Annotated in this window: 21 protein-coding genes, 1 pseudogene and 1 riboswitch; of the genes and pseudogenes, 8 read left to right on the top strand and 14 right to left on the bottom strand. The window is 34.4% G+C overall.

What is annotated here, in order from left to right:
• Positions 1–62: 62 nt before the first annotated feature.
• Genes TY13_RS16775 through TY13_RS16765 form a run of 3 tightly spaced genes read left to right on the top strand, consistent with a single transcriptional unit; the run spans position 63 to position 1,884 of the window.
• The gene (locus TY13_RS16775; RefSeq protein WP_042478456.1) at positions 63–503 is read left to right on the top strand and encodes a VOC family protein; all 441 of its coding nucleotides are present in this window, start codon (positions 63–65) and stop codon (positions 501–503) included.
• A complete protein-coding gene (locus TY13_RS16770; protein WP_042478454.1) occupies positions 504–1,280 on the top strand; it encodes a DNA alkylation repair protein in 777 nt (258 codons plus the stop codon). It begins immediately after the preceding gene.
• A 19-nt stretch (positions 1,281–1,299) separates the two neighbouring features.
• On the top strand, positions 1,300–1,884 hold the full coding sequence (locus tag TY13_RS16765; RefSeq protein WP_042478452.1) for a TetR/AcrR family transcriptional regulator: 585 nt from the start codon (positions 1,300–1,302) through the stop codon (positions 1,882–1,884).
• Between the two features lie 131 nt (positions 1,885–2,015).
• Here the strand turns inward: TY13_RS16765 and TY13_RS16760 are convergent, their stop codons facing one another.
• On the bottom strand, positions 2,016–3,053 hold the full coding sequence (locus TY13_RS16760) for a TcaA NTF2-like domain-containing protein (RefSeq protein ID WP_042478450.1): 1,038 nt from the start codon (positions 3,051–3,053) through the stop codon (positions 2,016–2,018).
• A gap of 290 nt (positions 3,054–3,343) precedes the next feature.
• On the opposite strand from TY13_RS16760, the gene TY13_RS16755 reads away from it, so the two are divergent.
• Positions 3,344–4,051: a class I SAM-dependent methyltransferase gene (locus TY13_RS16755; protein WP_154661629.1), complete on the top strand. Its 708-nt coding sequence runs from the start codon at positions 3,344–3,346 to the stop codon at positions 4,049–4,051.
• Between the two features lie 305 nt (positions 4,052–4,356).
• Here the strand turns inward: TY13_RS16755 and TY13_RS21365 are convergent, their stop codons facing one another.
• From TY13_RS21365 to TY13_RS16735, 5 genes and pseudogenes are all read right to left on the bottom strand, one after another.
• Positions 4,357–5,220 (bottom strand): methyl-accepting chemotaxis protein, encoded by an 864-nt coding sequence (locus TY13_RS21365; RefSeq protein ID WP_407637744.1) that lies wholly within the window; start codon positions 5,218–5,220, stop codon positions 4,357–4,359.
• A 78-nt stretch (positions 5,221–5,298) separates the two neighbouring features.
• Positions 5,299–6,249 (bottom strand): annotated as a pseudogene (locus tag TY13_RS21360) (cache domain-containing protein); the annotation flags it as partial.
• A gap of 640 nt (positions 6,250–6,889) precedes the next feature.
• A complete protein-coding gene (locus TY13_RS16745) occupies positions 6,890–7,285 on the bottom strand; it encodes a GNAT family N-acetyltransferase (protein ID WP_042478447.1) in 396 nt (131 codons plus the stop codon).
• Positions 7,286–7,505: 220 nt separating this feature from the next.
• A complete protein-coding gene (locus tag TY13_RS16740) occupies positions 7,506–8,162 on the bottom strand; it encodes a zf-HC2 domain-containing protein (RefSeq protein ID WP_042478445.1) in 657 nt (218 codons plus the stop codon).
• Positions 8,149–8,640 (bottom strand): RNA polymerase sigma factor, encoded by a 492-nt coding sequence (locus TY13_RS16735; RefSeq protein ID WP_042478444.1) that lies wholly within the window; start codon positions 8,638–8,640, stop codon positions 8,149–8,151. The genes TY13_RS16740 and TY13_RS16735 overlap by 14 nt, the downstream gene beginning before the upstream one ends.
• Positions 8,641–8,934: 294 nt before the next feature.
• Here TY13_RS16735 and TY13_RS16730 point away from each other — a divergent pair, with 294 nt between their 5' ends.
• The 3 genes from TY13_RS16730 to TY13_RS16720 all read left to right on the top strand — a co-directional run bounded on the left by TY13_RS16730 (position 8,935) and on the right by TY13_RS16720 (position 10,115).
• Positions 8,935–9,255 (top strand): YbjQ family protein, encoded by a 321-nt coding sequence (locus tag TY13_RS16730; protein WP_042478443.1) that lies wholly within the window; start codon positions 8,935–8,937, stop codon positions 9,253–9,255.
• A 3-nt stretch (positions 9,256–9,258) separates the two neighbouring features.
• Complete coding sequence (locus tag TY13_RS16725) at positions 9,259–9,486, top strand: hypothetical protein (protein ID WP_042478442.1); 228 nt, start codon at positions 9,259–9,261, stop codon at positions 9,484–9,486.
• A gap of 221 nt (positions 9,487–9,707) precedes the next feature.
• A complete protein-coding gene (locus TY13_RS16720) occupies positions 9,708–10,115 on the top strand; it encodes a GNAT family N-acetyltransferase (RefSeq protein WP_042478441.1) in 408 nt (135 codons plus the stop codon).
• A 307-nt stretch (positions 10,116–10,422) separates the two neighbouring features.
• On the opposite strand, the gene TY13_RS16715 is transcribed toward TY13_RS16720, so the two are convergent.
• Positions 10,423–15,294 carry an OmpL47-type beta-barrel domain-containing protein gene (locus tag TY13_RS16715; RefSeq protein ID WP_042478701.1) on the bottom strand — a complete coding sequence of 1,624 codons (4,872 nt, stop codon included), beginning with the start codon at positions 15,292–15,294 and terminating at the stop codon, positions 10,423–10,425.
• Positions 15,295–15,386: 92 nt separating this feature from the next.
• Positions 15,387–15,472: riboswitch (cyclic di-GMP riboswitch) on the bottom strand.
• Between the two features lie 849 nt (positions 15,473–16,321).
• Here TY13_RS16715 and TY13_RS16710 point away from each other — a divergent pair.
• Positions 16,322–17,689, top strand: coding sequence for a flagellin N-terminal helical domain-containing protein (locus tag TY13_RS16710; protein ID WP_052344371.1), 1,368 nt, complete (start codon positions 16,322–16,324; stop codon positions 17,687–17,689).
• Positions 17,690–17,851: 162 nt separating this feature from the next.
• Here TY13_RS16710 and TY13_RS16705 read toward each other — a convergent pair whose 3' ends face one another.
• The 7 genes from TY13_RS16705 to TY13_RS16680 all read right to left on the bottom strand — a co-directional run bounded on the left by TY13_RS16705 (position 17,852) and on the right by TY13_RS16680 (position 23,975).
• Positions 17,852–18,898 (bottom strand): zinc-binding metallopeptidase, encoded by a 1,047-nt coding sequence (locus TY13_RS16705; protein WP_042478440.1) that lies wholly within the window; start codon positions 18,896–18,898, stop codon positions 17,852–17,854.
• A gap of 504 nt (positions 18,899–19,402) precedes the next feature.
• The gene (locus TY13_RS16700; protein WP_042478439.1) at positions 19,403–20,113 is read right to left on the bottom strand and encodes a DinB family protein; all 711 of its coding nucleotides are present in this window, start codon (positions 20,111–20,113) and stop codon (positions 19,403–19,405) included.
• A 222-nt stretch (positions 20,114–20,335) separates the two neighbouring features.
• On the bottom strand, positions 20,336–20,416 hold the full coding sequence (locus TY13_RS21355) for a MerR family DNA-binding transcriptional regulator (RefSeq protein WP_154661635.1): 81 nt from the start codon (positions 20,414–20,416) through the stop codon (positions 20,336–20,338).
• 445 nt (positions 20,417–20,861) lie between these two features.
• A complete protein-coding gene (rlmH, locus tag TY13_RS16695; RefSeq protein ID WP_042478436.1) occupies positions 20,862–21,341 on the bottom strand; it encodes a 23S rRNA (pseudouridine(1915)-N(3))-methyltransferase RlmH in 480 nt (159 codons plus the stop codon).
• A 90-nt stretch (positions 21,342–21,431) separates the two neighbouring features.
• The gene (locus TY13_RS20315; RefSeq protein WP_042478434.1) at positions 21,432–21,596 is read right to left on the bottom strand and encodes a CxxH/CxxC protein; all 165 of its coding nucleotides are present in this window, start codon (positions 21,594–21,596) and stop codon (positions 21,432–21,434) included.
• A 155-nt stretch (positions 21,597–21,751) separates the two neighbouring features.
• Complete coding sequence (locus TY13_RS16685; RefSeq protein ID WP_042478433.1) at positions 21,752–23,029, bottom strand: S1C family serine protease; 1,278 nt, start codon at positions 23,027–23,029, stop codon at positions 21,752–21,754.
• Positions 23,030–23,186: 157 nt separating this feature from the next.
• Complete coding sequence (locus TY13_RS16680) at positions 23,187–23,975, bottom strand: MBL fold metallo-hydrolase (RefSeq protein WP_042478431.1); 789 nt, start codon at positions 23,973–23,975, stop codon at positions 23,187–23,189.
• Positions 23,976–23,982 lie beyond the last annotated feature (7 nt).

The following is a 23,982-nucleotide window of genomic DNA, read 5'->3' as shown; positions in this document are numbered from 1 at the left end:
TTACAAACATACTGTATGTATGTTAAGTTGAATTTATAAAAATAGGAGGTGTAATTTTTCAAATGAAAACAAATAGTTTTTATCCCGTTATTTTGACAGATAAAATTGAAGAAAGTGCAAAATTTTACACTGATTTCTTTGGGTTTGATACCGTATATAAGGCCGATTGGTACGTTAGTTTAAGAAAGGCTAAGAGTGACTTTCCTTTCGAATTGGCTCTTCTTGATGCGTCACATCCGACTATCCCAAGCGCCTATCAAAGGTCAGTGCAAGGCTTGATTTTGAATTTTGAAGTGGAGGATGTGGATAAGGAGTATCAGAAGCTCATAATTTCTGACAAACTGCCATTGGAGCTTGATATTCGCGATGAAGACTTCGGACAACGCCATTTCATAACAAGTGACCCAAACGGAGTCCTTATTGACGTTATAAAAGTTATTCCTCCTTCACAAGAAGAAAGTGCTCAATACGTTGAAAATATCTGGTCAGAAGAGGAAAAATAGATGAGCGAAAATACAGCACTAAAGCATTATTTTGGTGTAGAGTTGGCTCGTCGTCTCTCTAGTCTTATTGAACCCCATTTTCCAAATTTCCCTTCAGATTCATTTATTGAATCCGTTGCTAATCAAGTTGAACCTTTAGCATTAAAAGGGAGAGTTACTGTCATATCTGATGAATTAAGAATCGCTCTTCCAAGCGACTATTCAGAGTCGCTAAGCATTCTCTTAAAAATTCTAGGACGAGAAAATGAAACAGAACAAGGCATGTTTACGAATGGTTATTTTCTAATGCCCGTAGCTTATTTTGTAGAAAAATATGGTTTACAGCATTTTGAAATTTCTATGAATGCTTTATATGAAATTACGAAGCGACATACATCAGAATACGCAGTACGCCCTTATTTGGCGAACTCTCCTAATGAATGTTTGATTTATTTAAATAACTGGTTGTATGACCCTAACCCTCATGTTCGGCGACTAGTTAGTGAAGGTACGCGCCCCCGTCTTCCGTGGGCCAAGCGAATGCATGCAATTAAAGGGGATCCAGCTAATAATCTAAATTTATTAGCCCCATTATTGAAGGACCCCTCTGATTATGTAAGAAAGTCAGTAGCTAACCATTTGAATGATTTAACAAAGGATTATAGGGATGTCACACTTGATTGGCTTCGCTGTTTGAATTTAGAGGACGCTGATATTAAATGGATTATTCGTCGTGGATTACGTTCTCTAGCCAGTTCGGAGGATTCAGAGGCTCTAGAGCTATTGGCAAAACTATAAGTAAGGAGAATCATCTTTCATGAAAAGAAGTAAGGAAGAAACTTACGAAACTATTATTAAACTCAAAGAAGTTGCAAGAAAGCATTTTACCGAGCATGGCTACGCAGCTACTGTATTGGATGAAATAGTTAAGGAGGCTAGCTTAACGAGAGGGGCAGTCTATCACCATTTCGGTAGTAAGAAAGGGCTCTTTCTCGCTGTACTAGAATCTGTTCAGAGGGAAGTTGCTGACAAGGTAGAATCTGAGGCAGCCCAGAGCGAAAATTTATGGGACCAGCTAATTCTAGGATGCCTTGCCTTTGTTAACGCAGCTGTCGAAGAAAAAAACAAACGTATCATGCTTATAGATGGACCGGCTGTACTAGGATGGGAAACTTGGCGAAGCATGGATGAACAAGGCTCTATGCGACTATTACATGAACAACTTCAATTAATGCAGCAACAAGGATACTTTGAATCAGTATCCATTGAAGCATTAACACATATTTTATCAGGTGCGCTGAATGAATCTGCTTTATGGATTGCACAAATGCCAAATGTAGAGGAATCGGTGGAAGAAACTTTCAAAATCATTTCTTTATTGTTGGATAGATTTAAATCTTAATTTGATTGCTGCGCTGGAGCATTGCTACCAGCGCATGCTTTCTGAAATCACAAGTCTACCAAAATTTTCAAATACCTTATTTACTTGTACTACGGATTTCCATGTTGTGATTAAGTGAAGGCGTTCATTAATTACAATATCTCCAACCCTGTAATATAAAACTCTCCATCTATTAATTCAACTGTATACTTGCTAGTTTGTTCTGTGTCGCTAAAACCTTGCTCTGGGTTATCAATTGTGTAATATTCATTTACATCTACTTCGTACATTTTTTCTGATAATTGCTCTATTACCGTTACATTATAATCAATTAAATCAAGAACGATGCCTTTCGTATGTAATGATTTCATATAGCGCTCTTGCTCTGAATAAAAAAGAGATTCCGGATAAACATAATGCCCAAGGGATGCTGTATCTCCGTCTGCATATGTTTGCAAATAGTATGTTATTAAATACCCTATCTGTTCTCGTGCTGATTCCATGGTATTATTCGCTTCTGGGACAGGAACACTGTCTATATCACTTTGAACCTCCTCTGATGGACTACTCTCCTCCTGTGATTCAGATACTTGTTTATTTATCGTTGACTCCTCTTTTTTTGTTACTGTTGCTTTCGGATTTACTTTGTTGTCATATATCAATTTTAATGCTGTTTCTGCATCAAGGTTAAATGCCTCATTTTCACCTGATTTTACTTTATAAACAGCAGTATTTTCATCATCTACATACATTAATAATTTGAATTCAGGATTTTTACTATTTTCAGATATAGCCAAAATACGCGCATTTTCTGAGTAATTAATTGGGTATTCTGCTTGTGTGTGAACTAAATCTGTTGCTAAACCTATATCTGACCAAACTGTTGTTTTATTTAATAAAGCCATGAATTCCTTTAATGTGTGTTCCGTACCATTTAGTTTATAATTTTGTACTCGCTCGATTAGTTTTTTTGATTCTTTATCATAATATAACTCAGTCCCATCCACATTCATAAAATCAGCAATTTGCTTTAGTATATCGTCATCTGAAATACCCTCTGCTCTCCATGTTTCTACTAGTATAGCGGCTGGCCCCTCTAGTTGATCCAAATTATACTCAGATTGCTTTTCACTACACCCCGTTAATAGAAATAAACAAAATAACACAATACCGTTTCTCAATATTTTCATATAGTTCCTCCTCATACCATTATAACTTGCATAACAACCATTTTAACTCAATGTCTGTCGATAAACATCCTCCTTTAAAGTAATTTCTTTTTTATTATTTCCCTAATCTAACTATAGAAATAATCAAACTTTCCTGTTAATTCTTTTGCTTCACTGATTTTCATCAAACTCTCTTGCAAGAACCATATTTTTTTAAATTCATATTATATAAAAAAGCATATCCATACCCGTTTAACTGCTCTTAGGCAGGGAATTTTATACTCCTTACCTTTCAAAAACAAATAAAGAAGGTGGCTATAATTCAGAATTCCAAGTACCTAGATTTTTTATCGAAACTCGGTATTGAAGGGGCGCATCCTGGCGGTATTAATTTAACGAAGGAAATACTTAAGAGGGAGAACATTAACAGAAATTCTCATATTCTAGATGTAGGGTGTGGTACTGGCCAAACTGCTGCCTATTTAGCTTACAAATATGGCGCAAAAGTCACTGGCATAGATATTAATCCAACAATGGTTACAAAGGCTGAGAGGAGAATGAAAAAAAACAGCTTACCAGTAAAAATCATTCAAGGCTCAGTAGAAAAAGTTCCGTTACCTGATTATCATTTTGATTTTATTATTTCTGAATCTGTTCTTTCTTTCGTAAATAAACCGAGAGCCCTTAAAGAAATCTTTCGGTTATTAAAAAATGGCGGTCGTTTCATTGCAATTGAGCAAACGATTAACAAGCGACTAAAGGAAAAAGAGGAAAATGAAATCAAACAATTTTATGGATTTGATTCACTTACAATGAAAAAAGATTGGGTGGCATTATTGGAACAGGCAGGTTTTGAACAGATTCGTATACAAAAAAATACATCCATCGATTCAGCACCTGGTATTCCTTACTCAGATACTATTGAACCTGAACTTTATGAAATTATGGAAAAACATTTTGATATCATATTTAGGTATAAAGGGAAATTAGGCTACAGAATTTATTCATGTACAAAATAAATTGAGGTTTTTTAGTTGTTTTACCATTTTTGCTTTGTACTTAACATTGTAAATAATTCGCCGTATTTGTCCAAAAAATTAGGAAATAGCTACTTTTAAAGTTAATATCATAAAAGAGAATGGCCTCGATTAGCCATTCTCCTCTAAAAACATCTATTCTTTATTATCGTACTAACAAAACACAAAGCGATTAAAATAACCCATGTACAGACTAAAATAATTATAACCACAAATCGAATGGATGTACTTCAAAGATAATTCAAAGGAAAATCAGAGCTCGTATACTCCGGCATAAATTATTTCCATTAAATTTTAAAATACTTAATCGCTTCAAGAAGATTTTTTGCTTCCTCTACAACATCATCAGAATCTGCTCTTACTTGTTGTATCCCATGAGCCTGCTCTTGCGTAACTGCTAAAAACTCTTCTGTGGCTGCTGCATTTTCCTCAGCTACAGATGCAATGTTCTCCATAACCTCAGAAATTTCATGTGACTTTTTATTTACTTCATTTGCTGAAGATGCTGCATTGTTTATTTGTGTCACAATATTTTTTACAGACTCTCTTATTTCGTCAAAATATTTCTTTGTATCATTTACTGCAATTTCTTGCTTAGATACAACATTTTTAACTTGATTCACCTCATCAACACTTTGAGATGTCCTCGCCTGTATTTCCTTAATCAGTGCAATAATCTCATCGCTTGAATTCGCAGATTGCTCTGCCAGCTTCCTTACCTCATCTGCAACAACAGCAAAGCCCTTCCCATGCTCTCCTGCACGTGCTGCTTCTATTGCTGCATTAAGTGCAAGAAGGTTTGTTTGGTTTGCTATACCGCTAATAACATCGACTATATCACTGATTTTGCCCGATTTTTCAGCCAGCATATCAATTGCCATTCCTACATTTTCAGTAGTTTTCTTACTTTCTTCCATAAGTTTTAACTGGCCTACAATGGCTGTAAATCCTTCATCAACAGCCGCATTAACAGCTTTGATCATATCTACAGAGTTTTCAACATTAGTCGTGATTTCCTGTATATCCTTTGTTATACCAGCTACCATAGATGATCCATTTTGGACTGACTCAGCTTGGTCATTTGCACCATTTGCAAAACTATCTACTGTTACAAGTATTTCAGATGATATTTTCCCTGATTGAACAGCCATATTATTCATTTCATGTGCTTTAGAATCTACAGTATTTGTAGCAACTACTACTTGCTGTATTAGATTTCTTAAATTATCAATCATTGAATTATATGCAATAGAAAGTTCAGCAATTTCATCCTTACCTTTAACATCAATTTTTGTTGTAAAATCACCATTAGCCATGTTCTTAGAGTTTTCTATAAGCTTTAAAATCGGGCGAACTACTACTCTTGACAGCAAAATTGCAATGATAGCTACACTAATCAAAGAAATAACAATAATAGTAATTGCAATGTTCCTAGATTTCGTAACTTGCTCATTCATTTCTTGCAAAGGCGCGTCTAAAACTAGTCGCCACCCTGTCCTCTCGATTTCCTTATAAGAGGCCAAAATACTTTGACCACCATCTTCTTGATACTGTAAGATGCCGTTTGTATTAGACAGAACATTCTTGTTTAACAGTTCAACGGTATCTTTATTTTCTATTTCATTTATATTCGTGCCAATTTTTGCGGCATCAGGATGAACTAAAATTACACCGCTACTTGATACTAAGTATCCTTTTCCCGTTGTTGCAACTTTAATATCTTTAACAACTTTCGAGATTTTAGACACATCTAGCATCGATTGGACAATCCCCCTAAACTCCCCCTTATCATTTACAAGGGGAACATCGATAATAATGATGTCAATATCTTCATTAACAGCTTTCAGAATATCGGAAATAGCAATTTCTTTGGTACTCATCGCATTTTTAACATTCTGAAAATCACTTCCATCATAATTTTGGTCGCTTGTGTCATAGACATGTCCCTTCGTGTCTACATAAGAGTATACTTGTACGTCAGAATCGCTTTGTGCCATTATTTTCAGAACTGGGATAACTTGTTCAGGGTCATCATTCAAAAATTCTGGATGCGCCTTCACTACAGCTTGCATCGATTCAATTTTTTGTGAAATCCAGTCGTTAATATATTTTGTATTAAGATTTGTTGCCTCTTCAAAGGAACCTTTAGATGCAGTACTTATGGCAGCGTTGGATTGCATGAGTAAAATCGTTGAAGCAGCAATAAGTGGAATTAGTGATATACATAGCAAAATAAACATTAATTTGAGCTTGAATGATTTATTAATGGTTGAAAAAAGATTTTTACTCATATTCGTCATCCTTTTTTGAACATAGATTTTGTATTTTAATTGTTAAAGGCTCTATCCAACGGCTCCCCAAAACCTGATAATATTCCCTTACCTATATATATTATCGGAAGCTTTTATAGTATCTGCACTTATATTATAAAATCATAATACTACACAAAACGGCAATTTCCACCAAAAAATTTTTATTATTTATTTTTTGGCAGTTTGGATGAAAATAAATCTTATAATATAACAGTTATAGTAGCCCTTATTTATGGTAAATCTCTCGATAATTAAGTTTATATGCCTTTTCTGAATTACTAATCGCTATATCAATCGCATCTATTAAACTATGCTCCTACCAGTAGTCACAAAGAGGGCGTCCAAAATGGCTTTTCGGACGCCCTCTTTCTCAAAAATTAATATGTTTGTACTACGACAATTAAATAAATCCAATAAACACCCAATTCTTCAAGGGTTGAATTAACTATTGTAAAAATCCAAAATACACAGTTTAACCCAAATTTGCATTTTTAGGGTGTTAGGTTTATTACTTATCTGATTGCCAGACCCCTCCCGTACCCGGTATAAAGCCGCAAGTTTTATAGAAGTTAGTATTCTTTTCCTCGTATGTTACCGTTACAATTCCTAATCCAAAACGTTCAGATTCTCGCAATAATTCTTTTACCAATTTAACGCCAATTCCATTTCCCTGATATTCTGGATGAACGATAATATCTTCCAGATATCCATGTTCTAAGCCCATTCCACAAACATAACCAAAGGCAATTAGCTTACTATCTTCATTTCTAACACCAGCCCAAAAATTACAACGTTCAAATAATGTCGGATAATCTTTGTCTCGTCTCCCCCAGCCGACAAGTTCTCTTAATTCGGGTACTTCATTATTACATATTGGAATGTTAATCTCCACTTTATAGTTCATTTTCTTCCTCCTTATTTACCATATCCTAATTCTATATGGTGAAGCCATACTCCTTCTTGATTTAAGCGAGATATTCCTTAGCTTAAAAGAAACTCAGAAACACTACTAATTTAGTATTTCTGAGCTTTTTTTACCTCGTTTACTTATTAATAAGGTTCTCCTCAACTAATATAAATGGGGTTTTATTTATTGAATAATAAAACTAAATATTTAGCTCCCTCTATCTCTCCCAAATTAACGTCATATCTTGCAAAAGCTCGTTCCATGTTTGCTCTTTTGTAGCAATTACTTTTTCCAAATCAAATTCCCCATAGTATACAGCATCAACAATATTGCTATCTGGTAGCGTAAATTGCTCAGGACCTATCCTTTTATCCTCTCGGAAAAAATTACTTGTAGGAGAATTAGCTATTGTTTCAACATAATAGACAAGGCTAACAAATTTTATTTTCCCATCTATTTCAACTTTCATTGGGTGCGTTATATAAGAGCCCGCATGGCTTTCCCCAAAATAATTAGAAACAAGTGACCCATCTTCTTTCTCTTCAATCTCAAATAAATCCTTTGAATAAGGAATAGGATTTTGATAGTGAAACACATATGAAAATACAGCCAGACACAATAAAATAGTCATTACAACTGATCCACCAATAAGTTTCATTTTTTTGTGATTCCATTTTTTATTAAGCTTCTCGAACAATGTCACATTATTTTCAATAGGTACATACAATGTTTCCTTCATTTGCTCATAATCCTTTTGGCAAGCTTGACAAGTTTTTAAATGTCGCCCTACCATCTCTTTTGTATCTTCACTTACGACGTCATCCACATAAAGTGGTAACAAATCTTGAATAATTGTACATTTAACTTCCTTCATCTTGTTTCGCCTCCATATACGCTAATATTTTCTTTTTTGCACGGTAAAACGTTACTCTAGCCCAGCCATCACTTTTTCCAAACAGTTGACCAATTTTCCCAAATGACAGTTCACCAAATATACGAAGGGAGAATACTTCTTTATAAGGCTCTTCCATTTTGTGCAAATAATGATGAATAGCAAAAGCTTGTTCTTCATTCATTAAATATTCTACGACTCGAACATCATCTAATACAGAGGCTTCCACTTGATTGGCTTGGTACTGCTGCTTTTTGTAATGTGTAAAGTATGTATTTTTAGCGATTGTAAAAAGCCATGCTCGCACATCTTTTTTGCCATCAAATTGGTGAATGGATTTTAGTGCCTTAAAAAATGTTTCTTGTGTGATTTCTTCTGCTATTTTTTCATCTATCGTCAGTGATCTCATATACAAATAAACGTCATGAAAATACGCTCGATAAATTTCCTCAAAGTCCATTGTCTCCCCTCCCTTACCTTAATAACTAGTAAAGTGCTAAAACGTTACAAGATCTTGCAAAAAAATAGACATATTCATTTTATCTGAATATGTCTAACTAAAATTAATAATATATGGGCTTGTTAAAGAATATATCATTACAATTGCACTTACTTATGATACGGTTCTCCATAATATATCTAAATGGGGATTTAGCCTAAAATATATTAGCTTTCAGTGGTTAATATCACTATTGTCTAAAAATATATTATATTATAAATATGTAATTATTATTTTTTAAAGGAGCGAATTCATATGATCATTGTAACAACTGAGAATATTGCTAATCATCAAATTACAGAGGTACTAGGTCCGGTGTTTGGTTTAACTGTAAGGGCCAGAGGAATTGGTAAAGATATTATGGCTTCTTTTAAGGGATTAGTAGGTGGAGAAATAAATCAATATACAGAAATGCTTGAAGATGCCAGAAAACAAGCGATGGATCGTATGGTGAAAAATGCTACAGCAATGGGCGCAAATGCTATTATTATGATGCGTTTTGACTCTGGTGAAATCGGTCAAAATATGAGTGAGATTGTGGCCTACGGAACAGCAGTTATTGCAGAAAAGAGATAACTAATGAAATGGGTTATAGGATTTTACAGTATCCAATTCTTGATTCTGATTATTTTAATTATCGGATCATGGCTCATTTGGGATCGTCGCTTTAAAACAAAACACGGCAGCCAAGTACCAAAAGGGTTCATACGGACAAATGAGATTTCAATTGATCCAATCACAAATAAAAAATTAGTTGTTTATTTCAACCCCGAATCTGGCGAACGCTTTTATAAAGAGGAAAAATAAAAATTAAAAGGCTTTACTTATGATACGATTCAATATTACTAGTGTAAGTGCAGTCCTTATTTTTTGAACAATGTCATTAAAAATAATTTAAAGGAAATATATAATTCTTATCGAATTATATATTTTATAGCATTACAAATGTAATTTTGGAGGCATAAGTATGTTACTTTACAATTGATTCATCTCCCTAATTTTACAATTTAATTTAGGAGATGATAATAATGATATATAAAAATAATCTTGAAAACATTTCTTATGAGATGTTAGAAGGCTTTTTTGTAGACTGGCCAAATCCACCAAGTACACAAACTCATTTAAAAATATTAAAAAATAGCAGTAAAATAGTCATCGCAATAGATACTAATACTAATAAAGTTGTAGGATTCATTACAGCAATTAGTGATGGGGTTATCTCTGCATACATTCCACTCCTCGAAGTTTTACCAGCATATAAGAATAAAGGTATCGGTAAGGAATTAGTACAAAGAATGCTTCAAGAGCTTGATGATATTTATATGATTGATTTGTGCTGCGATGAGGATTTAGTTCCCTATTATGAAAAATTTGGAATGATAACTACATCAGGTATGATAAAAAGAAATTATAAGATGCAGTCAGGGAAAATTTAATATTTCCATAACACGATAAAACATTTCTTTCGAATATCGCTTCAAAAATTATAAAGTAAAACCACCTGAAACGCTTTTAATCTAACGTTCTAGGTGGTTTTTTTGGAAAATACCATTACTTATGGTACAACTTTGGAACAAATCCTAGCCTGCCCCGCTTTACTTTACTTTTACATCCTTCTACTAACACTTCTAAACCAAACCGAAACTCTATATCTATATTCATTTTTAAAATGTCAAAAGGGAGACCCTCTATAGGTACAGATATTAAATTTTTTAAAATGAGCCCTTAGGGAAATATAAATGTTTATTGAATTACCTTAACAGTTTTTTGTCCTACAACGAGTACTCCATTTACATAACCTTTAAACACAAGGGTTACTTGCGATTGATTCCATGTGAAATCAGATCGTTCGAACTTAAACTGTCCAAGCCCTGCTTGATTATAATATCCATTATTACTATTTAAGGCTTTTACGCCATTAATAGTTGCAGTATTTAGGTCGAAGCCTTTTGTACTGATTCCTGCGGGCAGAATAACACGCACTGTGAATACCCCTTTATTTCCTTTAATAACTTCTGGTGTTACTTCAATCGTGGCTGGAATGTAAACGGCAAATTGTTTTGTAATAGTCGTGCTATTTCCAGCAGCATCAGTTGCTGTAATAGTGACATTATACATACCTTGCTCATCAAATTTTATAGAATCTCCATTTGCTACAACTGTTGTTTTTAAACTCGGGGAAGTAACAACCATCTTTTCCGAAACAACACCTGAAAGACTATCGTTAGCTAAATATGTTAATTGTACTGAATCGCCAAGCTTGTACTCTTTGCTTACATCCATTGAAACATTTGGTACGGTTTTATCAATTTTCACTTCAATAGTATTCAAATCTTCCACATTACCTGCTAAATCAACTGAATAAAATTGGATTGTATGCTTTCCTTCTTGTTGAACTGTAAACGTATTACCTTCTACAAAGGAAGATCCGTCAATTGAATAGAACGTTTTCGCAACGCCACTTTCAACATCCTGTGCTTGTAATTTTACAACTGCATCTTTGTTTGTCCATTTTGCTGGAGCTGTCGCAGTTGTAGTAGGTGCGATTAAATCTGCTTTTAATTTAATCGTTTGAACTTCCTCTTTGTTACCAGCAACATCAACTGAATAGAAGTTAACATTATAAGAAGCTTTGCTTCCATCTACTTTAATTGTTGTACCTTCTACGTATGCTGCTCCATCAATTGAATAGAACGTTTTATATACTCCACTTAATGCATCTGTTGCTAATAAGTTAATAGCTTTATTTGCAGTAAGCCACTCTGGAATATCACTAGTTTTTGTAGCTGGCGCTTCTGTATCGATTTTCACAATTGCAGTTTTTTCTGCCTCTTTATTACCCACTTTATCTATAGAGTAAAAAGTAATTTTATGAATTCCCTGCTCTGACACTGTAAACGATGTTCCAGATACAAATGCATCACCATCTAATGAATAATACATATTTGCTACACCTGTTTCATCATCTGTTGCAGATAAAGTAACTTCTACAGGACTTACGTTTGTCCATCCAGCTGGTACATTAGCTGTCGTAACAGGAGCTGTTGTATCCACAATCAATTTTGCCAACACAATATTCGATGGTGTTGATTCACCAAATGAGTTACTATACGCTGTTACATAATATTCGTGATCTGCATACGTTAAATCTGAAATTGTGTAAGACAAGTTATTAATTTTTTCAGCAATTAATACTGGTTCTCCATTCACAATTTCATATAAATTATAACCATTTGCATACGTTACAAAGTTCCATAAAATTCGAGCACTCGTCGGACTTAGTAATTTAATGCTTGCTACTGGAGATTCCATCTCTGGGTATACAATGTTCACTGCCAATAGGCTAGAAGGAGCTGATTCTCCAAAACGAGTACTATACGCAACAATTTCATAAGAATGCGTTGCTTCTGAAAGATTATAAAGTTGTGTAGTTAAAGCTGTTCCTTTGTATACTAATTGACGATTTGATTCCGTTACTTCATATACAAGGTATTCATTTGCCCAATTTACAGCTTGCCATGACAACGTAATATTGTTACCGTTAAAAATCGTACTCGTCATCTCTGGAGCTTGTACTTCAGGCCAAATAATATCAAAATTAATGTTACTTCCTTCAGCCGATTCACCGAAACGTGGGCTTACAGCATGAACTACAAATTCATATTGACCTTCTTCCATTTTAGGGAATGATGCAGAAGTAGTTGTTACTGTATTCTTTAATACTTTTTGTCCATCAACGATTTGATACACTTTATAGCTCGTTGCATATGTTACTGCGTTCCATTTTAAAACGATGTCATTCACATTTGTAGCTGTTTTCGTTAAATTGCTAGGCGCTTGTATTTCTGGGAAAACTAAAGTTAATGATACTTTGCTTCCTTCTGACGATTCACCATAGCGAGAATTATACGAATGAATCTCAAACACATACTCGCCCTGTGGCTGATTTGCATAAGTTACTGTTGTAGTAGTTAATGTACTTTTTAATACTTTTTGTCCATCAATAATTTGATATACTTTATAGTTTGTTCCATAAGGAACCGTTCCCCAAGTTAACTTGATATCATTTCCATTTACGAAACTGTACGTTGCATTATCTGGTGCAGCCATTTGTACTTCACTCATATTAACAGACACTTCGCTACCTTCTGCTGACTCTCCAAAGCGAGAGCTTACAGAATGAACAACATAAACATGATCTCCAAATGAAACGTTAGACAATTTAGCTGATAAAGTAGTTACTGTATTTTTCAGTACTTTTTGCCCATCAATAATTTCATACACTTTATAACTTGTTGCATATTGAACTGCTCCCCAAGTTAAAACAACATCATTTCCATTCTGAATTTTGAATGTTAGAGAACTCGGTGCTGCCATATTTGGATTTTGTAAAGGAACTGTAATTTCTGCTGCAGTTGATGACTCTCCCAGCAATGACGAGAAAGTTGTCACAACATAGCTGTGATCCCCTTCTGATTGGTTCGTATAAGTTACAGTTGTGCCTGTTATCGTGCTCTTTAAAACTCTTTGGCCATCGATAATTTCATAAACTTTATAACTTGATGCACCCGTAACAGCTGTCCACGTTAACTTAATGTCATTTCCGTTAAGAACTGTGTACACTAAATTTGTCGGTGAAGGTAAATCTACATCATTTAATTTTAAAGAAACTATACTACCTTCTACAGATTCTCCAAAACGGTTACTTACGGAATGTATTTCATAAGTATATTCACCTGGTGACATCTTTGTATAGTTAATAGTTGTACTAGTAACTGTATTTTTCAGTATTTTTTGGCCATCAATAATTTGATACACTTTATAGCTCGTTGCATTTTTTACGGCATCCCAGTTTAAAGTGAAATCAGAAGTATTTTTAATAACATATGTTAAGTTTGCTGGTGGATTCATTTGCGGGAATTCAATTGCAAATGAGATTTTCGCACTTTCCGCTGATTCTCCGAAACGACTAGAGAAAGCGTGAATTTCATAAGTATAGTCTCCTGCTGGCAAATTCGTAAATGTTGCTTTTGGTGTAGTTACTGTACTTTTTAATACTTTTTGTCCATTTAATACTTGATATACTTTATAGTTTGTCGCATAGGTTACAGTATCCCAGCTTAATGTAACATCATTAATGTTAGCTGCTGTATATATTGGATTCGCTGGTGCTGCCATTTCAACAGGCTCTACTGTTACAGGAATTGGGCTCCCATTTGCCGACTCTCCAAAACGACTACTTACAGAGTAAATTTCGTAAGCATAGTCTCCTGCTGAAGAGTTTGCAAATGTAACACTTGCTTTCGTTACAGTGCTCTTTAGCACCTTTTGTCCATCGATAATTTGATATACTTTATAGCTTGTCGCATTCGTAGCAGCGTCCCATTTTAAAACAATGTCGTTTCCATTCACAATTGTATATGTAACATTGCTTGGAGGCGTCATCGCAACTTCACCGATAATGACATTTACTTGGCTACCTTCTGCCGATTCTCCAAAACGGCTACTTACAGAATGAATTTCATATACGTATTCCCCACTAGGCGTATTTGTATATGTTACACTCGTTCCTGTTACTGTACTTTTTAATATTTTCTGATCATCAATAATTTGATAAATTTTATAGCTTGTTGCATTTGCAGCAGCGTTCCATTTTAACGTAACGTCATTAAGATTTGCAATTGTAAATGTTACATTTGATGGAGGAAGCAACGTCACTTCACCTATAGTCACCGTTACTTGATTTCCTGCTGATTCTCCAAAGCGACTACTTACAGAATGAACTTCATATACGTATTCCCCACTAGGCATATTTGTATAGGTTACACTCGTTCCTGTTACTGTACTCTTCAATATTTTTTGGTCACCGATAATTTGATATACATTATAACCTGTTGCATTTGCAGCGGCAGTCCATTTCAGTGTTACGTCATTGACATTTGTAATTGTATACATCAAATTCGTTGGCGCTGCCATTTCTGGATGATCCAGTGTTACGCTTACAGTATTAGAAATTGGTGACTCTCCAAACTTAGAGCTAAATGAAGAGACTGCATACTTGAAGTCCCCTTCTGGAGCATTTGAAATTGTATACGTTTTACCTGTGACTGTAGTAACTAAAGTGGACTCTCCATTGGATCCAATTTGGTATACTTTGTATCCTTCCGCATATAGAGAAGTCGTCCAGCTCAAGTTAATGTCGTTGACGTTTTGTAAAGTATACGTAAGTGTTGGTGCTTCAATCGTTGGGTAAACAATGTCCACTGTGATTGGTGCACAAGGACCAGACTCCCCGTTTGCACTTAACGTGGAAACAACATATGTGTAAGATCCTTCTGGAAGATCATTAATCGTATAGCTGTTCGTAGTAACTGTACCACGTGGTATTAATTGACCTTCTGTAATTTCATATATTTTATATCCTGTAGCACTAACTACCTCACTCCAAGTAAGCTTCACAACATCTGGTGTGATATGTTGATATGCAAGGTTACTTGGCGGCAGAATGCTATTATCTGTTGCTCCCAAAACATTTTTCATTGGAAGCAGAAAAATTTGCAAAACTAAAACAAGTGCTAGTAATGCTGAAATTTTACTCGACAATCTTTTACTCATGTTCTTTACCCTACCTTTTAGTAGTGAAGAAGGAATAGCGCGCATAAACATAAGCCTCCTAACAGGGTTCACAGGAAAAGGCTTTGAATCCTTGTGGTAACCGGCTACCATCCACATAACGTGGTTCAGGCCCTTGGCTTTGCGTCTCACAGTTTCCCATGTTTTGCCTTTTTCACTTGATTTTTTTTTATGTTACAAGGTTATCATAATACTATAGCTACACACGTGAAAATGCTTTTATACCTATCTGCAATGGATAAAAACTCAAAAATATACTCAAACATTACTAAAATATCCCCATGATTTTTAAAATATTAATGAGAGAAGATAAATAAAATATTTAAACACATTACAAAAGGCACTGAAAACAAAATTATCTTCTATTAATGGAAATGAAGCTGCTCAACTTTATCTTTTAAATTTCTATAAAAATCCTATGTATCGAGCCGTTTACAGCTACATGAACATTATTTAAAAGGAATAGGACGTATCCTAGTTGAGCTTAAATAACAGCATAACCTTTATAAATAATTTGAGTTAAGAAAGCTATTGTTGGAATTGAGTTTCATAAGATAAGCCGATTCAAGAAATAATCTTGAATCGGCTTTTTTATATTTACTAAAAAACTGTGCTTCAAAGCTATTAATTTTAAAGGCCAACATGAACACCAAGTTCTAGGTGAATCCACAACAGTTTAATTAAAAAAGATTAGAAAATAGCACAAATTCTTGATTACCAAGCAGCTAAGCCTCTAAGCAGTTTTAACCTAAATAATGCTTTTACTATTCCACAAGCTCCATTTAGAATTGTTTTAGCTTTGATTAAATTAAATATCCCATTCACGGCTACAAGAAATAATTTTGTTAAGCTAATTTCAACTTTGGGCGTGACAAGAATTACAAACATTTCCATATCTACTTTACATTTAACCCCACACAATAAACCATTAAAATACTCACTAATAAATGGACTATCTTGGAATTTGATAGTAATATTTTAATATATAATGTATTTCGGGGGCTAGAAATTGAGAGTTCAATATAATCAAGGTTTATTCACACAAAATCGATACAACCACACAAATACTGAATTAAATAAAACTTTAAATAAACTTTCTTCAGGCTTACAAATCAACCAAGCCGCTGATGATGCTGCTGGATTAAGTATTTCAGAAAAGATGAGAGCACAAATTCGTGGGCTAAATCAAGCTGGAGAAAATATTCAAGATGGGATTTCACTTATTCAAGTAGCTGATGGTGGGTTAGGTAATATTATAGACCCTAATTTACTAAGGCTTAGAGAACTTGCGCTACAAGCTTCAAATGATACTTTAACGGATGCAGATAGACTTATAATACAGACAGAAGTAGATCAAATAATAAAGGGCATAAGCGATATTGCTAACAACACAGAATTCAATGGTATGGCTTTACTTGCTGGAAAGGCTAATAAAGATGGGGATCAAATATCGTCTGATAATTTAGCTTCATATGTTAAACAAATTACATCGAGTGGCGGAATAACTGACAAATATACATACGGCGGAAAGGATTACGCTAGTGCTATCATTGATTTTAGCAATATTACATCAGCAAGTGACGTAGCTAAATTAGCAGGAAAAGGTGTTAATTACACTTGTTGTACTTGTACAAAAGCTTATAGTATTAAATTTGTCAATGGTAATCCAGATACATCAAGATTAAATGACTTTAATCCCGTGATGGAAGTTGATATCAGTACCATTACAAACGGAACGGATTTAGTAAATAAAATTATCGAAACAGCATATGGTCAACCAGGGTTTGTTTATGATCCAGATAATCCATCTATGCCAAGTAATGCAACAAGTTTTGTAAATCATTACTCACAGTTAGCAGCTGATGGCGAAAAAATATATATTTATGATAATAGGAATGATCAAGCCAACGGAAATTGGCCAAATAATGGAAATGGTGTATTTGACCTTAATGTTTATGGTGAAGCACAGGAAGAAGATTTGTTCTTACATTTGGATATACAAGTAGGAAGTAATGCTGGACAAAAGGTTAGAATATCAATTCCCAATGTAACCGTTCAGAAACTAAAAATCGATCCACTGCCCGTTGATACTCAAGCGAATGCAAATGCAGTCATTTCTATAATTGATAATGCTATTAAGAAAGTGTCAAGTGCAAGGTCAACTGTAGGTGCATACCAAAATCGATTTGAACATGCCTACAATAACGTTAAAAATGCAGAAGAAAATTTAATAAAGACCGAATCACAATTACGTGATGCCGATATGGCAAAAGAAATGTCCACTTTGAAGAAAAATCAAATTCTCCTACAGTCATCACAATCCATGATGGCCCAAATTAATCAAATGAGCCAAGGCATTCTAGAAATATTAGGATAAGCCTTAATTCAAACAGCACCAATCTAATAAAGGACTGGTGCTGTATTATTTTTTCTAAAATAGCCTTACTTAATTATGATACGGTTCTCCATGATGTTGCTAAGTGAGGTTTTTAGGATATAGGATGATGCCAAAACCCAACTTAACTATACCGAGAGTATCCTATAGATTCTTGAAGTATTCTTTGGTAAACATAGGGTCTAATGAATTATAGAACTTTATAGCTAAATCTAATTTCCCATTTAAAGATGGGTTATTATCAATGTTATCCCATAGAGTTTTATCCCCAGAAAACATCGCTCTTACAATGGCATTAAAATCATTTTCTAAGCTAGTTGTTGCATACTCTGTTAGAAAACCTTTTTCAAAATAGAGCTTATCTTTAGAGGAGTCATATTTGGAATTTTTCGATTCAAGGTATTCGCTACCATCGCCACTATATTGAAAGCCTTTAGGATTTAATGCTTGCCATGCTTTATCGTTAAATTTCTTCTGATTTTTATAGTATAGGATACTTGAAAATTCAGCATGGAATATCTTCTCAAAGTCTTTAAAAGTATAGTGATTTTGATTAGTTAAATAGATATCTTTACCAATATATGTACCGCCATATCGAACTCCATATACATATAGTTTATTGGATACAAAGATATTATCAATATTATCACTTAAGAAATAACTAGGATATTTACTCATAGCTTTATCTAACCATTGTTTAGTTAATGATTCTCGCTCTTTACTCATGTTAGTGTAAGAGATATTTGATTTGTATTCTTTTGGAACAATTATATTATTAATTGAAATCTTAACTTCCTTTTTTGGATTTATCATAATAATATTGTCACTATCTTTTTTGTCTAATGTCTTAATAGTAAACTTTATTTCTTTGTTTATGAATTTACCATTAACTGATTTCACTTCATTGATACGAAGTGTATAGCTCTGCCCACTTACATAACCACCTAATGGTGCTTCTACTAGAATTTTATTTTTATTTGCTGAAACTTTTACATCTGTTACTTGAATGTAATTCTTATCAAATACAACTACTGTGTCGCTATTTACTGATTTCTTATCTAATTGGGTTTCAAATGTAATAGTCCAATTATAATGTGGGTCAACTTCTTTAAGATTTTTGGCTGAAACTTCTTCATAAAACGAAAACACTAATAATACTGACATTAATAAAATCATCTTTAGACTTTTCATTATTTTTCCTCCTTAAGTTTTACTATAGGGAAACTGTATCATAAGTATGTTAGGTTATGAAGAACTTTCAATAACTATCGTTACCCAAAGCCCCTCTTTTACAAACTGCATAGCATTCATCTACATGACTATTTCCTATATACCTCATTGCTCCAAAACTTAAGCTTGCTCGATAAATGGAATGAACTGAATCGACTGTTTTGTGGCAACCCTAGTAACTGCCTTTTTCAACATCGAAGATTGTTCACGTTTTTCACTAACTCTTCAATGAGTTGGTCGCTTTTCATTAATTTACTTAATACAAAGAATCGGCATATTCTGTTCTAACACCATTCCTTCTTCACAATGTACCTATTTTTCACTTCATCTGTATAAAAAAACACATGGAAAATTAACTCCATGTGCAAAACCTCATTTATTTATGGTACAGTTCCTCGTGATGTATCTAGGCACAATATCTTTGTTAAAAATAAAATATATATCTGTATATAGAGACAAAGCCCCCTAATCTAGTAGTGGTTTCTTCACTTTCTTTTGTATTTTATTTTTTATACGGTTACACTTGTTTAAGTGTAAAAAGTTATGTCTTGTTGCTGGCATTAACACAAGCCCAGCGACAGTCTTCCTGCTCCAATATTCAGCAATCTCACTTGCTTCTTGGAGAATAGCTTTTTCATCAAATAACCTTTTAATTCTGCTAGCTTGTACTTTCTCTCTAAAGTCTTCTCGTTTCAGTGACGATATAACTCGTCGTGTTTGTTTTCCTACATTTACTCTGTATTCTAATAAGGCATCAATATCAATGCTTGAACTTAATTCTGCAATGTCTTCACAGCTCATTTCATTTCCACTGTGTGAGAATCTGATGTTCATCTTTTGAAGCCAACTGTCAGAATAAAGTACCTGCTGACTGTTAGCAACTAAGATGTTCATTGTCATATCTTCTATTCTAGTAATATGCCAAAGATGCCATACAATTGAGTTCTTTGTATCTGGAGCATTTACTGGGTACCTTCTAAATGTGATTTCCTCCAAATTTTCCAAAACCAAATCCTCAAGCGTAGAGCAACTACTATTACTCATCTTTGATGAATACAATAACGCATGGTGAGTGAGAAAAAGTTCCATCGCTTGAGCATGTTCATTGGGTTTTGATATTATTTCGGTTAATAGCTTATGATTTTTATTCCAAGCCTTTCTTTGTTCTAAATCCATCGAATCAAATCCCCTACTTATTTTATAATATAAGTAGTTATTCGAGGGAATGTTTCAAATTCCTTCAATTGTTAATTTTTTATTTTGGTCCGTATTTTTCGACCACTCAAAAAGTTTTTTCATTTCCAATATTGAAAATCCGGTTTCTTTAAGTTTAATAATGGTTTCAATTAAAATCACATCAAGGTTGCTATATTCACGATGTTTGTTTTTAATTTCTGGCTACAATAAACCTATCTTTTCATAGTATCGAATAGTATCTTTACTAATGCCCGTATACTCCGCAAATTTTCCAATTTTCACTACTACCACCTATTATTTTATAAATTTATAAACCAATAGAACGATTATACTATTGAAAATGAAACGAATAATATGATGGCTGACTTTAATGTGACCATTTGTTGCTATCCCTTGAGATATTGCCAATATATATAACAATATAAATGCGAGAATTAGTAAAACCAATTGCAAGTCTTTACTTGGGATAAATAAGATTACAATTATACATATTGATACACTGACAAATAATAAAGCTCGTGCATGATATCCTACTTCCTTGCATTGTTTAATACCTGCCAATCCCGTTAAAAATGCATATAACCCAATCAATATATGTCACAACCGTTATTTACATCACGCCATTCTTTTAATCTATTCACTTTAAAAGATAGAGTTAACTCCATGTCAATAAATAAAAACAATCTACTTTAATTCGTAGACTGTTTCATGTAATTCAAAACCTCATTTATTTATGATAAGGTTCTCCCTTAATAATCCTAAAACTCCGATAAATCTGCTCCACCAGCACTAATTTCATTAGCTGATGGGGCAAGGTCATTTTGCCGAAGCATAGCTTTTCATCCGCGCGCTTTAATACGTCCTCATGAAGGCCCAGCGAGCCGCCGATAACAAACGCGACTTTGCTTTTTCCGTATGTCATTAGTGTATCTAAATCGGCTGCCATTTCTTCGCTTGTTTTCATTTTCCCGTCAAGAGCGAGAGCGATGACGTGGGTGCCGTCGCTTAGTTTGGCTAAGATGCGTTCGCCTTCCTTTTTTTTGACGAGCTCCATTTCAGCGTCGGATAGCTGCTCAGGGGCTTTTTCATCGGGTACTTCAATGAATTCGATTTTTGCGTAGCTGCTCAGGCGCTTGGCGTATTCATCTATGCCCATTTTTAAATACTTTTCCTTTAGTTTTCCTACGGAAATGATTGTTATATTCACAGCTTATCCACCTTTACAATTCATTTACAAACATGTTATCCACAAAAGTTATCCACATATCAACAATGCATTTCAATATATTGTGTAAAGTTATTTACTTGATACAATATATACAGCTTGCTCTTCACAGTAGTCACATTTTGTGGATAACTTTTCGCTATTAACTAGTTTATCCATAATCGGAAAATCCTCGTTCTCTGCTACAAACATGTCTAACGCGTGATCTATATGGATTTCGCAACTGAATTTTTCCATTTTTCTTTACCTCCAATAATCTGAAATTTCCACAAACTTATACACATTCTCCACAATGTTATCCACAATCCATTGTAACAAAGAAAAAACAAGTAGGAAAGAACACTATTTCTTCCCTACTTGTTGTACATGCATATATTGTTAGTTATCCACAATTATATTGTTGCGTTTGTATTTAATGCTAATTTTAATTCAACAATTTTTCCTTGGCGATACACTTTTAATGTTAATGTGTCACCCACTTCTTTTTCATTGTATAAGTGTTTACGAAGCTCAATTGAGTTTTCAATTTTCTTGCCATCCATTTCAACAATAACATCATATTGTTGAACACCTGCTGCCTCTGCTGCTGAGCCACGTACTACATCTGTCACAACAACACCTGTTGTAATTTCTTGTGGTATTTTTAATGTTTGTTGTTGATAGAAGGCTGGTACTTCTGTTAAATCAAGTAGTGAGACTCCCATTGCTGGACGTTTTACTTCGCCATGTTGCTCTAATTCCTCGATAATTGGAATAGCTGAATTAATTGGAATTGAGAAACCTAAGCCTTCGACAGATGATTGAGCAATTTTCATTGAGTTAATGCCAACTAATTCACCAGCGATATTCACTAAAGCGCCACCACTATTACCTGGGTTGATTGCTGCGTCTGTTTGTAATACTTCTGTTTGCCAATCTGGTTGACCGTCATTGTTTAAATCGACTGGTACTGAGCGATCTTTCCCAGATACAATTCCTTTTGTTACAGAGCCATAAAATTCTAAGCCTAATGGATTTCCGATTGCAATAACTGTTTCCCCTTGTTTTAGCACATCTGAGTCACCAAATTTAGCAGTTGTTTTTACATTTTTACTATCGATTGCGATAACAGCTAAATCAGTCCAGATGTCGCTCCCTACTAGTTGTGCATCTTCTTTAGAACCATCCGCAAGCGTAACTTCTAATTGCTGTGCACGATCAATTACGTGATGATTTGTTACGATAAATGCTTTATCTCCATCAATTTTATAAATGACACCGGAGCCACTACCTGTCTTTTCAGAAGATGTAGATTGGTCCCAAAAGTTAGTTACTTGCTGAATATTTGTAATACCAACAACTGCGTCAGAGACCTTCTCTACTGCACCTGTAGCATCTGTTGAGACTTCAGTTACATTTTGCTGGATTGTTTTGTTGCTAGAGTCTGTCGTAGGATTCGATTGTTGCGTACCTGGTAATTGCCCTACAAGGGAAGGCAGCAATAACCATAAAAGCAGAGCACCTATAACAATACCTGATAGCCCACTCATAAAGTAGCCTACTTTGCTTCCTCCTTTTCCTTTTTTGTCACGTTTTCTTTGTGCTTCTAATTCCTCACGTCGCAAACGCTCTTGCAACGGTGTTAATTGTTCTGGTTCTTGTTGTGTGTTATGCTCTTCAAAATTTGTCATATAAATCGCCCTTTCGTTCATTTGTTATTATTAGCATACACATGAAACATTAAAATTAGATGAAAATTAATTAAAACTGCAATAAAAAAATCAGCTATCTAACAAGCAGGCCAATGCACCGCTTGTTAGATAGCTGATTACACTTTTGAAAACGTAGCTAAACTGTCACCAATTTAGTTGGCTCCTCTGCATCTGTATCATGTAAATGCACGAATTCACCTGTAACTATGCCGCATGTTTGCAATGTTTGCGAAACGCTCATGCGCGCTAAATCCTTCATATTATTATCCTTACTTAAATGGGATAAATAAATTTGTGTTGGCTTTTCGAAAACAACCTCACTCATCGCAACGGCTGCATCTTCATTCGAAACGTGACCAACATCGCTTAAAATGCGGCGCTTAATACTCCACGGGTAGCGACCCATTTGTAGCATGCCGATATCATGATTACTTTCAAAGACAAAGGCATCTGCTCCGCGAATATGACCTTTCATGCGATCACTGATATAGCCTGTATCTGTTATAACAGCTAGCTTGCGTCCCTCTTCATGAAAGACATAAAACATAGGGTCTATAGCATCATGAGAGACAGCAAATGATTGAATGTCTAACGAACCGAATGATTTTACTGTCTCCATATCAAATTGAAAGCGTAGATCTACAGGGATATTACCAATATGTGTGTCCATTGCCGACCAAGTTTTTTCATTTGCATAAATCGGTACATTATATTTTCGTGCGACAACGCCTAGCCCCTTAATATGGTCACTATGTTCGTGTGTCACTAAAATACCTGAAAGCTTTTTCATATCACGATCAATTTTGGCGAAAAGCTGCTCCATTTTTTTACCGCTTAAGCCCACATCTACTAAAAAAGCGTGTTCGTCATTTTCTACATAAACGGCATTGCCTGTACTACCGCTAGCTAAAATACTAAATCGCATCGTCAAA

The organism is Bacillus ndiopicus (assembly GCF_000612805.1).
GTDB classification, from domain to species: Bacteria; Bacillota; Bacilli; order Bacillales_A; family Planococcaceae; genus Metasolibacillus; species Metasolibacillus ndiopicus.
Note: the sequence above shows the minus strand (reverse complement) of the source record. Positions and strands in the feature narration are given on the sequence as shown.